The sequence below is a fragment of the Legionella maceachernii genome (assembly GCF_900167045.1).
Taxonomy (GTDB): Bacteria; Pseudomonadota; Gammaproteobacteria; order Legionellales; family Legionellaceae; genus Tatlockia; species Tatlockia maceachernii.
Map to the genome: position 1 here is coordinate 18895 of NZ_FUXJ01000014.1, position 13732 is coordinate 32626.

Consider the following 13732-nt stretch of genomic DNA (forward strand, 5'->3'; position numbering starts at 1 on the left):
TTTTAGTTTCCTTTCCTTGCTATTTTTGCTCCTTGGTTTAGAACAGTTATTCCTGAATGGGCTAGTTGATCGCTTTGTTGACCTGCTTCATCAATCAAATTAATCAAACCTGCTCCTGCTTCTCCTCCAAAATGATAAGAGAGTCGAAGCAGCACCATCGGGGCAATAAAATAAAACATCACTGCCATATTGCGCATAGCAGCAACCACATCATTATTACCAAGTGGGTCTAACACACTTCGTTCTACAAACCCAACTAAATGCCAGAGGTATTGCAAGAAAATCGTCATCATGAATAAACCACATAAGCTACCTAAAGCTTTCGGACTATAGCCACTTAAGGAAAGAATTAAGGGAGTTAGGATGATGAGAAAGAAATAAAGAAAGGCTTGCATGACGGGTAGGGTTTGCATAATGGCCTCGCGTTTTAAAGGGGTTGAGGTCCATGATTTAGCCCATTGACCTAAATTGACTAGTCCATGTGAGAGGGCTCCAGAAACTGCACTATTGGTATTATCCATTAAATTTCGCATGCTATGGGTCTGCAAATCTTTATTATCATTAAGAAGCATTTTGGCAACGTAATCTTCGGAAGAAAGTTGCGAATCCCAAGCTTTGGGATGGTTTTCTTTAAAAGTACGAACTCTATCTAAGACGGCATAATAATTAAGATGCTCATCAAAAAGGCTTGCATTATTTGCAATGCTAACTAAATCATGGCGAAGTTTTGTCCACCATGCATTGCACGTGGGATACCCTTCATTAGGTAAATGCTTTGCTTCAATGTCACCTCGGTCAGAGGCGTCTTTTAAATTGTTATTGGGTGCTTCAGTAAAATTAAATCCTGTCACTGGTGAGCGTGCGTGTAGGTTGTCGTAATAAAGGGTTTGATATACTTTTGACCCCATCCAATTTAAATCATCCTCTCCACCATAATCCTTAAGTAGTTTATCGACTTGTTCTTTATCGTGCGCTTCGCTTCCATAGCGGTTGCGTGCTTCTAAAAAACATTGACGATGAAAATTTAAGGCAGACTCACGCACTGCCATAGGTAGATAAATAGAGACTAAATCCCCCTCAATGGCTTGCAAACTATCGGTGCAACCTGTCACTTTCATTAAGCCGTAGGTAAGACTGGAAAAGTAATTTTGAAGGAGCGCAAATCCAATGGGCATTTTCACCTTCGTCGTCAAGAGATCAGCAAAGGCTTCATCATAAGTAGTGCCGGAATTTTTAAGCGTTGAGGCTTTAATTTCCCCTGTATTTTTGGTCATTTCACAAAGCGGCTTAAAATTCAGTGCCTGTGCTTCAAGGGGAACACACGGATAAACAAAAAAAGCACAAATTAAAAAGGTGATTGTTAACTCATATAAAAAATTATTTAAAGCATATTCAGCGGCATGATGAGCTGAGGCAGTGGGGGCTAAGGCGTGCTTTAAAAAACGATAAGCAACCATCAAAAAGCCTAAGTAAAGAAGACCTGTTTGCCATAAAGCATTAAACAGGATGTTATAGTATTGCCAACCTAAATAGGTGGTATAAAGCGAAAGTGGGCTAAATACAACCATGGTATTAGGCTCCGTTCGCGTTGGGTTTTACATAAATTGCGCCATTTTTCACAGGCACTTGGACTGTTGTCTCATTCGGTTGTGCTCTATCAATGGCCTGCTTTTTCATGTCCATGATGAGCTTTAAAGTATCAGTAAGCATTTTCTTTCTTACCTCACTTTCAAAACTTAACGAGTGAACTTCTTCATCTAATTTTTTAAGCGCAAAATGCACCATGCCAAGAGCAGGTTTTAAATTTTGTACTTCTTGAACTTGGCCGCCTGCTTGTAAGATTTTGCGCATCATTAATGCTTTGTCGAGCATATTTTGCACGGCAACTTCTTCTGCGAGTTTGGAGACCGTGAGGATTTGTTCTTCACGCTCCATATGCTGAAGGGTGGTGATGATTTCATCGGTCACCATGAGATTTGAAGCGCTCACTGGTTTTAACTTTTCTTCGGTTAGCGGCCATTGTTTATCGACTAATTGCCAAAGGGCTTTAGCGACATTTTGGGTGCAGGTATTGGAGCTATCACAGCTTTGGAGTAGGGCTGATAAACCAATACCGGCTTTGGTATCGTGATTGCTAGATTTCGTACTCTCATCGTTGGCACTGACATGAATATCACCTAACACTTTGACTGCCCAATCGGCAGCGATGAGGGGTGAGGCCCAAGTTTGAGTCATTGGCGTCTGTGCATCGGATGGTTGTTCATTATTTAAAGGTGCACGCTGTAGTAGCACGTTGTAGCCTGCAATCACCACATCATTGATGACTCTAATCGGACGCTGGTATTTTCCACCTGCATTACCCTGGTGGTGGCCTATCCAAGGTAGCCCATACTCATCGCGTTTTTGTGCCAGAGTCTTTGACACCTGCATGACATCCACGTTACTCGTTTTAGCTCGTTTTGCCGCGTCAAGCCAGCCTTGGCTATCGGAGACAGAAAGCATGTTTTCAATTGGCGATTGGCCAGCTTCTAACGCTAATTTCACATCCTGGCAATCTTTAACCCGCACGGTAAATTCATTCATAGCCGCTGCTGCGGTGTTTTGTAAAACGTTATAAAGCCCCGGCATGGATTGCTGCAGCTTATAGAGGGGATAGCCAATGACTGAGCCTTTCAAATTCTCAATAATGCCGCCAGGGATGTTAACCACAGAGGATTTTAAATCTTGAAAAGTATTGCTGATTGATACCACGGGATTAAAGCCATTGCAGCTAAACCCTAATCGACTATCGACATTACCACCAATCGTAATGGTTTGGTCTTTGTTGATAGGAGGAATGTACAAATTGGAGGTGCCACCTAATTTGTAGTAATAATCGGATTGATTGGGTAGAAAGGAACCTGCTAATAGTGCTGGAGAAAAAGCATTGATAAGCATTAAGGAGAAGTAAATTTTTTTCATGAGCGTTTCTCTTAGCGTTTTTGAGGACGACTGACTTTCGGAAAAGATAAGGGCAATATTAATTTGCCCTCATGTTGAACACAGCCACGGTATTTTCGCCAGACCACAAAGATATAATTGCCATTACCGAGTAGTTCATCTGTAATGCCTTCATCGTCAGCAGCAAAAGAGATGTTGCGATTTTTAGGATAAACTTCCTGCCAAATGACTTGTTTTTGTTGAGGGTCAAAAATGACATTGGCTACTACGCAATTTTTCCCGCAGGAATTCTTTGTACTTTGGGTGACATGGAGACTATTTTTATTGGTCACGATATCAGCAGCATGCAACGCCGCCACAACGGATGCGCGAAAGCGTGATGGATTGGATATCTGCATGATACGTGGGATTTCATTTCCCCACACTTGACCTTGTTTGCCGATCGTATGATTGATTAAGAGCTGTGGGTGAGTAGCCATGTAGGCAATTTCGGCGATTTCGGTACGATCTGAAATGGCATCAGCTTCACTTAAATAGTAAGGAAAGCCAAATTGTGTTTCAGGCTTATGCGACACCTCAGGAAGCCGATAAAACCCAGCAGGGCTCCCAATCACATTCACCACTCGTGTTCTTGCCTCATTGGTGTGCATTGTACTTATCTGCGCACTTGTATCACCGAAAGCTAAAGGAAACCCTGTGGCGAGTTGATACGTTTTTTGATAAAGAGCAATCGACGCTGGGTTTTCATAAAGCGCTTTCGCCTCAATCCATGGGTTTGATTCAGGATGATTGGCTACAGTAACAATTAAATCCGGTATAAATTGCTCTACAGCTGGAACTTCAATTAATTGAGGCGCAGGTTTTGTGACGGCCCAGGTGCAGCTGCCGATGATTTTATAATGGCTATTCTTAACTGTTTTGCTTAACACCTTAGTGGCAATGCCAAGCGTACTGATAGGATTGCGAGGGTTAATGCTTTCTTGGGCATGAACGCAAACGCAAATCAGTAGGCTTGCAGAAATTAACCTAGTCTTCATAAAAAGCCCTCGCATCAATAGCCTGCTGCGGTTTGTTTTCCAAGCGTTCGGCAAGAAGTTCAGCTGCTTTCAGGACATCGTGATCTTTCTCCAGCTGATTACGTTCAGCTTTTTCTGTTTTCTCATTCATGAGTAAGGCTAATAAGTAACGCGGTGGAATGACGCGAAATAAACCTTGGTAGCGTGAACCCAACAACACCGCCTCGGCATAAAGGCCTTTTGGGGAGTCAATATCACGGATTAAGGCTTCTTCTTGTGGGCTTAGCTGCTTAAAGCGCTTTACATCACTGATTTCTTTCTCATCAAGACCTAATAAAATCCATGTTTCAATGAGGGATAAAATTTTTGTGGCTTTTTCTGAATTCATGTCATTAACATTTTGCGTGATGGCCACTAACCAAAGCCCTAATTTTCTCGCTACTTTGGCAATTAGTAAGCAACTGGTTACCACACTAGGAATTTGAAATTGCAAATGCGATTCATCAATGAATAAAAAGGTAGGACGATTATCGTTTTGGGTGGCTTCCGCTATCGCTAAAATACGGGGAAGTAGAGAGACCATTACTAACGCAAGCTTACCTGGGTCGTCCTTAATTGCTGAAATGTCGATATGAAAAATATCGAAATCATCGAGAGGCTCTGTGGGCACATTAAAAAAACGTGCCTTGCTGCTGTTAATCACATAGCTTTTTAAACGGTCATGAAAATCTAAAAGACGGTCTTTTTTACGCGGGACCGTTTCGCGATTTAACCGGCGCGCAAAGGCAAGCACGACATGCTCTGTGAGCATTTGCGGCACGTTTTCCTTAAACGAGGTTAAAATGGCATCGTTTAACACTTCAATAAGCAGTGTTTCATCAGCAAGAGTAAATTGTTCTTCTTCCAATACGTTCGCTTCGGTAATCATGGTACGAAGTGCAAGGGCTAATTCAGCAAGATAATTGCGTGAGCTGTCATTGCAAGCGAGTTCAGCAGGATTTGCTTTTTCGGCGAGTCCTGATTGTAGTTCCATCATTTTTTTAGCAAGCGAGTTGGCTTCTTCTTCCGTTAGTTGCTCAGAAATTTCTGGAATGGCTTTATAGGCTTCACAGAAAGGATTTAAAGGAACGGCTTCCTCTTTTTTGTTACTTAAGAGTAATTGCTTAGTTTTTTTGCCATAAGCTTTCGCATGAATTAGCATGCGATCAAAAGAATTACCCATTTCAAAAAGCACAATACGAGCATCCTTTATTGCCATGAGCGAATTAATCATCCAGCCCGTGGCAACAGATTTGCCCCCGCCGGAATTAGCAAATAAGGCAAGATGAGAGTTTTGCGTGATAAAATCAGGATGAAGCACATCAAAGAGCACTGGCTCACCTAGACGATTAAAAAAGGTAAAACAGGGCAAATGTTTTGCCCCTTGGTTGCGGCCATAGACGGGTAAAAGGGCTGCCAGCTCAGAGGCGTACATTAAGCGGTCAAAGCGAAGGTGGGCTCGTGCAAACTGAGGAATAAAGTTAAATGGCAGTGCATTTAAATAGCTGTTTAAGGGGTGTAAATCGTAAGTTGAAGCGATTAGCGGCATTTTCGCCTCATTAAACAAGTCTTTTAATTCTTTTTCCATGCGATTAGCCTCACCTTCAGAATCGGCACGATAAAAAACCGCTTGATTGACCCAAAACAAGCGATTACCTATCGCTAATTCATCGCGTGCCGATTTAATGTCATTTTTGACTTGCTGCGGTTTTAAACTTGTGCCGACAATGCCTTTTTCTAATCGTCTTAGATGAGCATCAAGGCTTAAGTCATCACTAAACACCACCTGTAGGGTGTAAATTGCACCTTCAGGCAGTTTATCGATGAGTGCATAGCGGTGTTTGGGATTTGCTTGTGGTTTTTCTCGAGAAAACAAGCCAATTTCCGGAGCTTCCCTTAATCCATCCACATAGAGAATTCGATGATGAAGCCCATCAAAGAGAAACCCTTGTGCCTTGCTTTGAGCTTGTGTAAAAAAGACCGATTGACTTAAATTAAAATTGGCAGCGCGCTTAGCTTTTGGATAAGGAAATTGATGCAATAACGCATCCACATCACCTCCAGTGAGGGCGGGTTTAGGATTAAACCAGCGCACCCACCAGTAGTAATAATCCTTACCCGCTAAGCGCTTAAGCTCAAGGCCAGGCGATTTTAATTTACTTTCAATTTGGGTTAAAACTTCTTGATGTTCGATAAGGGCTTGTTCGCGCGAAGGCTTTGCACTGCGATAAAGTCGATAAAACAACACGCGTACGCGCCGTCTTCTACCCCGGTATGGAGAATCTGTTTTAGGGTCGATAAATAGACCTTTTGGGCGGGTCATTTTATAAAATAAATCGTTAAGCCTTTTTAAATAATCTTGCGTAAATGACGTTTCAGCAATTGCAGGTTCGATTGTCCGCTTAATGTGGTGCAATACGGGTTTTAAGCTGTAGTCATCATTGACATAGATCTGCATTATCCACGGGTCTTCTTTTTCTAAAGGTACTACGGAGGTAAATGTTTCCTTAATTTTTTGAAAGAGGGCACTTAAATATTCAGGGGAAGCTGCTTCTGTAGGAATACTGGCCAGTTCAAACCCTGAGCCCACACTAAGTCCATCGTTTAATAAAAACACATTGGTTTTATCGCAAAAATCGACAATAGCAAGGTGGTCAGGTAAGGAAAGCGTCATGTCTTGATAGCGTGCTTTTACTGCTTTTTCTGAAACGGCTTTGGGATTGGTTTCTCCCATAAGCCAATTGCCTAATTGTAAAATGCGCTGTTTCATGGCTGTCCTTAGTAAGATTCAGAAGCTAGGGCAAATTGGTTTTGCTTATAGAGAAAAAAAGCAGTGGTATAACCAGGCTTAATTAATTGTTCATCGCCAATGAGGGCTACATGCGGGAAAACATAGATTGGAATTTGCGGGTTATCTATGGGTTTAAATAATGCATTGATTTCATTGGCAGCCGTTTGCGTATAGCCGGCATAATCGACTTGCTGCAATAAAGGGTGTTTAACTGACCAATGCTCAGTCGGCTCATTCACACTCTGTTGATAAAGTTGGCCTACCGTTAATCCCCCTTCAGGAATGGCTTGGGCTGTCACTTTTGATGAAGTGCAAGCGGTGATGAGAAAAACAGGGCTAAAGGCTAAAATCATGACTAATTTGCGGTGCTTGACCATAATCTAATCGTCTCCCGTGAATGTCTTTATCTAATTGAATGGTCTTTGTTAAATGAAAGGAAAATTGCTGCGGTTTAAAACCGAAGGAAGAAGGGATACTCGCAGGGATAAACACCATGTCAAAGCTTCCTTGAATGCGCTTTTCAAGCCAATCGGCAGCTTTGATTGTGCTTTGTGATAGGCTGCCTCCTAAGCCGTAATTCACCATCGAGCCATTGGGTGTGCTCATGATACTGTTACCATTGGTGGTATAGCTCATTTGCCATTGTGAAAGGGCATTACCAAATCCTTTTACCCCTTCGGCTGCTACCATGGCAGCAAGCACACGAGGGGCATTACTCAAATACTGACCTTTAATGCAAGGATTACCGAAAGCGGTAGTTAGATAGCCTAAGCTTTCGTTATTAATCATTTCAGCGCTACCCTGCATTTGTTCTTTACCTACCGTGACAAAATGGCCGTCGCTAAACACAAACAAGGCGGAAGTAACATAGGCTCTGACGCAGCTGATGTTATCGAGAAAGGAACCTACGCCGATAGCATATCCATTGATTTTCATGCCCGAAATGGCAGGCGGTAAAGGAATGCTATTGGCCGCCATTAAATCACCACGACTGATGATGGCTGAGAAAGGAAAAAGGGGTTGCATGAGTTTTCCCTCCACCGGCACTTCACCAATTAATGCTGAGAGTAAGGTGGTATGGCCTAAATCAGAACCTGCCGGGATAGTGTAATAGGGAATTCTTTTTTTCGCTTGAGAGAGAGTAGAACCTTTTTCAGATCTGGATGCAGATGTCTCGTTTAAATTTTGCCAATAAGCCAATTCTCGAGGATTTGTTTCTCGTTGGATAAGTAGTTGATCGATGTCTTTAATGCTGTTGCCTTTTTGTGACGAGTCGGTGCTAATGCGTTCAATGGGATACGCTTTATTCTCTCCTGCTGATTTAAGCTGAGTGACTTCTTCTTTAAGTGTTCGAAGTTCCTCTGCGAATGGATTAGCGTTATTTGTTATGGGTAAGCGCGTCTTTAGTGTGTTATTTTGTTCCTCCAGCAGGCTTAATTTTTTCTCTGCCTCTTGTAGCCGCGCTGCTACATCACGAATGTTGTCATTAAATTGGCTGGCAATTGCTTCATTAAGATTATTTGGATCATTCGCTTTTTCATCCACAGGTCCTGCGGTTTTATGATTAAAGAGGATTAAAAGAGTAACCCCAATCACTGTCCCTGTTAAAATCTTAAGGCTGGCGTGTTTTTTCATCGCACATACTCCCCAGCTTCCGCTAAAGCATTAGCAAAAGGCTTATCGGAAATAAGAAAAACGGTAGTAGTATCCTCGTGGCTTCTTGGTGCTAGGGTATTGGTAGGATAAAATGTTGCCGTTTGCCAATGCCCTACTAAATGGCGTGGATCGATAGTCACTTCCTTATTGAGTAAATTTTTAAGTTCAACTGCAGTGATATAAAGCAAGCCTCGCTGCCAAGAAATCAATGGCCGTGCTTCAATGCTTGCACCTGAATAGAGCGAAATTTGCCGTCTGGTTTGCATGGGGATGCGATTAATGCCCTCTAGAATATTCACTAAGCGTTGTGGGGAATAGAGCGATTGAATGGCAAAACGAGTAAGGGTAATCGCATTGACATCAAAGGAAATGACTTGCCCTGCTGGATCTGTTTTAGAAGGATCTTGGCTGCTATTTTCAAGCAAAATATCGAGTGCTTTGCCTTCTAAAGTTTTTTCGCCAGCTGAAAGATTTAAGATAACCACTTCACCTTGCGGCATGAGTTGCACAATCAACCGCTTCTTATGAAAAGCGTCTTTTCCTTTGAGGTAGAGGGTATCTTTAACTTTAAGCACGGCAAGATTTTCGCCTGCTTCGTTATCAATGATACTTATGGGCTTTGGGAAATGAATGATTTGTTCATTCTCTAAAGATAGCTGAACTGCTATCGGTGTTTTATCCCATAAAATGTGGTTAGTTTCCAGTGCAAAAGCTTCACTTGCTAAAAAAACAAAGAGGGGCACTAACCATTTAAATGTTGTCATGTTTATCCTTTGTGGGAGATGCCAACAAATCGTTGACAAGGGTTTCTGGTTGGGTATAACCATCTAAGGCTAATTGGAAAGGGTTATTAAGACGCGATAAGTACACTCTGGCTACGCGAAAATGGTAATCGACAACTTTATCGGCAATAACCATCGGACTTGCATCACTAATTCGTTGACTGATGCGAAGGGTTAAATGCACTTCCCAAAGATTGGGTGCAATTTTTTTTACATCGTTTTCTTCCATAAATCGATAAAGGCTTGCGACTTGAGCGCGATTAAACAATTGAGTTTCTTCGTAAGCAATCAAGGTTTGCTTGAGAAGCTCACGATGTCGTGGAGTTAAATAATAATGATAAGTTGATAAATTATGCGCAAATTCGGCTTTGCCTCCTTTAGACCAGCTGTTTAATGCTGGCACTAAAGTGGCAACAAAGCCTTGTACGTATTCGTTAGGAATTTCATTGGATACCATTAAGCCACCATTACTGGTAATCGCAGGCGAGAGCCAAAATTCATAACGCTTAGGTATAAGGCCTAAGGTTACGAGAAGCCCTGAAACAATCATCCCAAGAAGCACCACAAATAGCAGCAAGAGGCGATTTAATTGATTAAGGCTGTCAATTTTTTTCCAGTACTTAAACATCTATTCCCCTAGTGTCTTCGTAATTTGCCACAGGCCTTGATAATTTAAGTACACCCGCCGACAAATACCCCAGCGGCTCAACTTAATCCTTATCTTCTTTGCCAAATAGCATTTCGGTTTTCCTGTTTTAAGTCGGGCTATTTGTTTAGGACAGACGGTAATCGCAAGAACAAAGCCCAGTAAAAAACCAATGCAACTAAGTGCAAGTGAGAAACCCCAATTTAAGCCTACAAGAGCAAACACAAGACTCGTCAGTGGCGTGGTAACCACGACTATCCAAAAAAGCTCCTTTAAACTTAAACCCTTGTAGGCCTCATAGTCGTAAGTCAAGTGGCGTGAGGAAGGTTGATTCATGATTTATTCTTAAAGGGTGAATTTAGAGACCATGCTGTAGCCGACGTAACCTGCGACAACGCTGATGGCTAAATAGGTAATGCCCATTACGGCGAAAGTGCCAAAGGCGACCATTGAGCCATCGTTTTTCTTTGCTTCTTCAATCCCATGTTGGATGGTGGTAATGAACTTAATGAAACTTACGACAGAAGCGATAAAAAGCAGCAGGCTTAAGCCTTGCTTCACATAGTTGCTCGCCACTGTCATCATGCTTTTGCTGCCATCGCCGATGTTGTCGGCATCGGTGATTTTAGGCACCCAGTTATCGGCAAAAAGAATGGGAGCATAATAAAAGCTGATTAAACCTGCCCCAATTTTTTGAAAACTCTGTTTGCAGAAGAATGTGAAATTTTTCATTGAATTACCCCTTAGTGGTTAACAGTAAAAGAAAACAGCAGCAAGCGATGATGAGACGAATAAGGCGAAAAGCGAACTGAGTTAAAAAATCCTCTTGTGCCTTTAAGTCAGCCATGAACTGATTTATGCTAAACAGGATTGCAACAATCATTAACATTAACGCCAAAAAGCGGATGCTATTAGCAAACATGGTTACAGTAAGTCCGTCGGCAGCATGAGCAAAACTGATGGCGAATTGTTGGCTTAAGTCGGCATTACTCATGGTTATTTTCCAATGAAGTCAAGAGGCAGAGGTGGTATAATTTTAGGCTCAATGATGGGTTGATTAATGTAATCGATTAAACTATCGCGAATAAGCAGCACATCATCACGCAATCCAGCATGCATTTTCCCATCGGCTCCTTCAAACGATTCAATGTGCAATTGAATACGTTCATTCGGCTTAATTTCAGTTTGTGCTTCATCCAATAAAGGCATGAGCGCATTCAATTGTTGAATAACACGTACTAGGGTTTGGTTTAATTCCTCATTAGCAGCGACTGATGAAAAACTCATCCCAATGAGGAGTATTAACAACAATAAACGTTTCATGATTCTCCTTAAGCGTATTTTTTAAATCGGCAAGTAGTGAATGAGGCAAGTAAGCCGAACAAAAGACTTGCTGGAATAAATAAAACATCGGGTGAAAAGCTAATCGGGAGTGCTACCCAGGCGGTGATCAGCAACAATAGTAATTTTTTGCTTTGGCGGGTTAATTGATGAAAAACAAAGCTGGACTCACGACCAAGAGAATAGGTGCGGATAGCGCGTTGGTTTAAACCATCAACAAGGCCAACGGTTATTGCAAGCAAAAAAAGTGGGATCCCCGTGATAATCACTAACAGTTTGATAGATACAAGTGAGAAGGTTAAACGCGTAAGATCCCAAAATTGTTTTAGGCTTAAGGAGAGTTTAGCTAAAGCCGTGTTTAATTCCCTATCAACGGGGATATGGAAAGAGTTTAAGTAGTTAATATAGGTTTGGGTATGTTGGCTGTAACCTTCTAAAGAAGAAAGAGTCTGTTCTTCAAACCACAGCTTACAATCTAACGAAACAGGTAATCTACTGCATTGGCTAATCGTCAGCGTTTGGATAAAACCTGTGGTCTTCTCAAAACCGAATCGGATCCAAAAAATGAGTGTTAGTCCTAAGAGTAATAACCAACCTAAGAATAGGGCTTGAATCACACGAATGAGTAATCTTCTAGTTTGTATTGTTTGTCTACTTATTGCCATACCTTACCCTTATTAAAAATGAGGGGGTAATGGGTTTCATGCAGTAATGCCATTAAGTCATCCACATTGGCAGGTAATAAAGGCATTTTGGTGAGTTCCTGTAAGCGATTAAGCTGCTGTGAATTTTCAATATTGGTGATAAAGCCAATGGCATTTATTTCTTCTAATTCTTGGCTATGTGTTTTTAACCACTGATAAGACAGTGCATCAGCGCTTAAGATAAATAAGGGATAAGAAAAATGAGCAAGGTTTACATGGTGTGACGCCACACTGCCGCTTGTCGCTTTACTCTTTGCGGGTAATCTGGCATCAAGTTTTTCTTGCAGCTTTAAAGATGCTTGCGTGATTTGCATTTGTTGCATTTCATTGGCTTGTCGAAGTTCTGCAATTTGCCAGCCATAGCAAGAACCAATGATGAGGAAAAGGCAAAGAAAAGTTTGATTTTTCATGCTCAAAATCTCCCCAAATCGACAATAGAGGATTGGCCGTGAGCACTTAATAATAGCAATGGGGTCGTCTTTGTGTTTAAGTCTAACGATTGAAAATGAAGGTCGCCTTGATTAAGGGTAATTTGGCCGCTGTTAACCAAATGCAGAGGAATTTGATGCTGATTTGCGAAGAGTTGAATGCTTAAGCTATCGCTCCCTAAAATCATTATATGCAAATGGCTATTAGGCGCAGTAGCAATAGCATCTTGTAGCATCATAAGAATAGTTTGCACGGCATCATTAGGTTTAATAAAGAAATAGAGGTTATCGCCTGGTTTTAATTGCAAGGGTCTGTAGGCATAAGGTGAAAATGGGGCAGGATCAAAATTACCAACAATGGGGACATGAGCAAAAAGTTTGCTGTAAGATTTGTAAAAGGCATTGTTCCAAGCGATGTTTTTACTAATTTTTTGTGCTTCTTGGTTGGCTGCTAACTCAGCGAAATGATTACGTTCGGCTTCGTTTCTCGCATTAAGGCCAAGGATGTCAATGGGAGTAAGTCTTAAGCCTTCGTAATACATTAAACTGCGGTTTTGCATTAATAAGACATAGCGCTTTTCTTCCTCTAAGGTTAGCCCCCAAACTTTTGCTTCATGCAATTGTAACGCCGATAAATTGACTTGGTTGATGTCTTGGTCTGCAGTGACATCATCTTCGTTTTTTTGTAATCCTGTTTTTGCAAGTGTTATATCTTCAAGATTTATGGAGCTGATGTTTTGCTGAACAAGAGGAGGGATAGCTAGTTCAGCAAACACACATTGGGCTGACAGTAAGGAAAAGATCATGGTTGCTGGTTTAAGCATGCTCTTCATCCTCATCATACTCAAGGGTTACGATGACATGCTCTTTTTTGCGATTCACAAATTCCGCCATTTGTTTACCAAAATCAACACGTGCTACAGTCCAACCCGCAAGAGAGTCGTCTTTTTCAAGCGGTATTACTTTGTAGTTATAAATAACACTGACTAGACTCATTTGTTGAATGCTATCAATGCTGACTAGCTCAAAAGGTAATGCAGTTTTGGTAAGAAATTGCACTGGATGCTGTTTCTGGTTAAAGGCATTTAATGTGGTTTGAATGGATTCAAGTTTATTATTTAAAGTTGAATGATTTTCTTGAAGGAATTGATTGATTTCCTGTTCATTTGAGGTTTTAAGCTCCTTGATTAAGGATTTAAGCTGCATGAACTGTGTATTCATGGCAGTTAAATCCGGATTTTCAGCATGAGTGAGTTGATGTTGCAATTGGGTTAATTGCGATTGGAGTTGTTTAATAGGGGCAGAAAATTCGCTTGAATCGATTGAAGGTTTATGCTGCTTAAGTACGATCAAAATAATGATCGTCACGATACACATTAAGCTCATTGG

General features: G+C 41.4%; 16 protein-coding genes. All 16 read right to left on the bottom strand.

The window, feature by feature from the left end; genetic code table 11:
- Positions 1-2: 2 nt before the first annotated feature.
- The 16 genes from B5D33_RS12000 to B5D33_RS12075 are packed head-to-tail and all read right to left on the bottom strand — an operon-like array spanning position 3 to position 13720.
- Positions 3-1568, bottom strand: coding sequence for a conjugal transfer protein TraG N-terminal domain-containing protein (locus B5D33_RS12000; protein WP_058453482.1), 1566 nt, complete (start codon positions 1566-1568; stop codon positions 3-5).
- Positions 1569-1572: 4 nt separating this feature from the next.
- Entirely contained in the window at positions 1573-2961 is a 1389-nt protein-coding gene (locus tag B5D33_RS12005) for an integrating conjugative element protein (protein WP_058453483.1), read from the bottom strand.
- 11 nt (positions 2962-2972) lie between these two features.
- The gene (locus B5D33_RS12010) at positions 2973-3977 is read right to left on the bottom strand and encodes a TIGR03756 family integrating conjugative element protein (protein ID WP_058453808.1); all 1005 of its coding nucleotides are present in this window, start codon (positions 3975-3977) and stop codon (positions 2973-2975) included.
- Entirely contained in the window at positions 3967-6765 is a 2799-nt protein-coding gene (locus B5D33_RS12015) for a conjugative transfer ATPase (protein WP_058453484.1), read from the bottom strand. The genes B5D33_RS12010 and B5D33_RS12015 overlap by 11 nt, the downstream gene beginning before the upstream one ends.
- An 8-nt stretch (positions 6766-6773) precedes the next feature.
- On the bottom strand, positions 6774-7163 hold the full coding sequence (locus tag B5D33_RS12020; protein ID WP_058453485.1) for a TIGR03751 family conjugal transfer lipoprotein: 390 nt from the start codon (positions 7161-7163) through the stop codon (positions 6774-6776).
- Positions 7123-8421, bottom strand: coding sequence for a TIGR03752 family integrating conjugative element protein (locus B5D33_RS12025; RefSeq protein ID WP_058453486.1), 1299 nt, complete (start codon positions 8419-8421; stop codon positions 7123-7125). The genes B5D33_RS12020 and B5D33_RS12025 overlap by 41 nt, the downstream gene beginning before the upstream one ends.
- On the bottom strand, positions 8418-9206 hold the full coding sequence (locus B5D33_RS12030; RefSeq protein WP_058453487.1) for a TIGR03749 family integrating conjugative element protein: 789 nt from the start codon (positions 9204-9206) through the stop codon (positions 8418-8420). The genes B5D33_RS12025 and B5D33_RS12030 overlap by 4 nt, the downstream gene beginning before the upstream one ends.
- Entirely contained in the window at positions 9193-9852 is a 660-nt protein-coding gene (locus B5D33_RS12035; RefSeq protein WP_058453488.1) for a DUF2895 family protein, read from the bottom strand. The genes B5D33_RS12030 and B5D33_RS12035 overlap by 14 nt, the downstream gene beginning before the upstream one ends.
- Positions 9853-10206 carry a TIGR03750 family conjugal transfer protein gene (locus tag B5D33_RS12040; protein ID WP_078767441.1) on the bottom strand — a complete coding sequence of 118 codons (354 nt, stop codon included), beginning with the start codon at positions 10204-10206 and terminating at the stop codon, positions 9853-9855.
- 9 nt (positions 10207-10215) lie between these two features.
- Positions 10216-10602, bottom strand: a complete 387-nt coding sequence (locus tag B5D33_RS12045) for a hypothetical protein (protein ID WP_058453490.1) — start codon at positions 10600-10602, stop codon at positions 10216-10218.
- 4 nt (positions 10603-10606) lie between these two features.
- The gene (locus tag B5D33_RS12050; RefSeq protein WP_058453491.1) at positions 10607-10864 is read right to left on the bottom strand and encodes a hypothetical protein; all 258 of its coding nucleotides are present in this window, start codon (positions 10862-10864) and stop codon (positions 10607-10609) included.
- A 2-nt stretch (positions 10865-10866) separates the two neighbouring features.
- Positions 10867-11193 carry a hypothetical protein gene (locus B5D33_RS12055; protein ID WP_058453492.1) on the bottom strand — a complete coding sequence of 109 codons (327 nt, stop codon included), beginning with the start codon at positions 11191-11193 and terminating at the stop codon, positions 10867-10869.
- Between the two features lie 8 nt (positions 11194-11201).
- Complete coding sequence (locus B5D33_RS12060; protein ID WP_058453493.1) at positions 11202-11876, bottom strand: IncC plasmid conjugative DNA transfer DtrJ family protein; 675 nt, start codon at positions 11874-11876, stop codon at positions 11202-11204.
- Complete coding sequence (locus B5D33_RS12065) at positions 11867-12325, bottom strand: PFL_4695 family integrating conjugative element protein (RefSeq protein ID WP_058453494.1); 459 nt, start codon at positions 12323-12325, stop codon at positions 11867-11869. Before B5D33_RS12065 ends, B5D33_RS12060 begins: the two co-directional genes overlap by 10 nt.
- A gap of 2 nt (positions 12326-12327) precedes the next feature.
- On the bottom strand, positions 12328-13167 hold the full coding sequence (locus B5D33_RS12070) for a TIGR03759 family integrating conjugative element protein (RefSeq protein WP_058453495.1): 840 nt from the start codon (positions 13165-13167) through the stop codon (positions 12328-12330).
- Entirely contained in the window at positions 13160-13720 is a 561-nt protein-coding gene (locus tag B5D33_RS12075; RefSeq protein ID WP_176119741.1) for a hypothetical protein, read from the bottom strand. The genes B5D33_RS12070 and B5D33_RS12075 overlap by 8 nt, the downstream gene beginning before the upstream one ends.
- Positions 13721-13732: the final 12 nt, after the last annotated feature.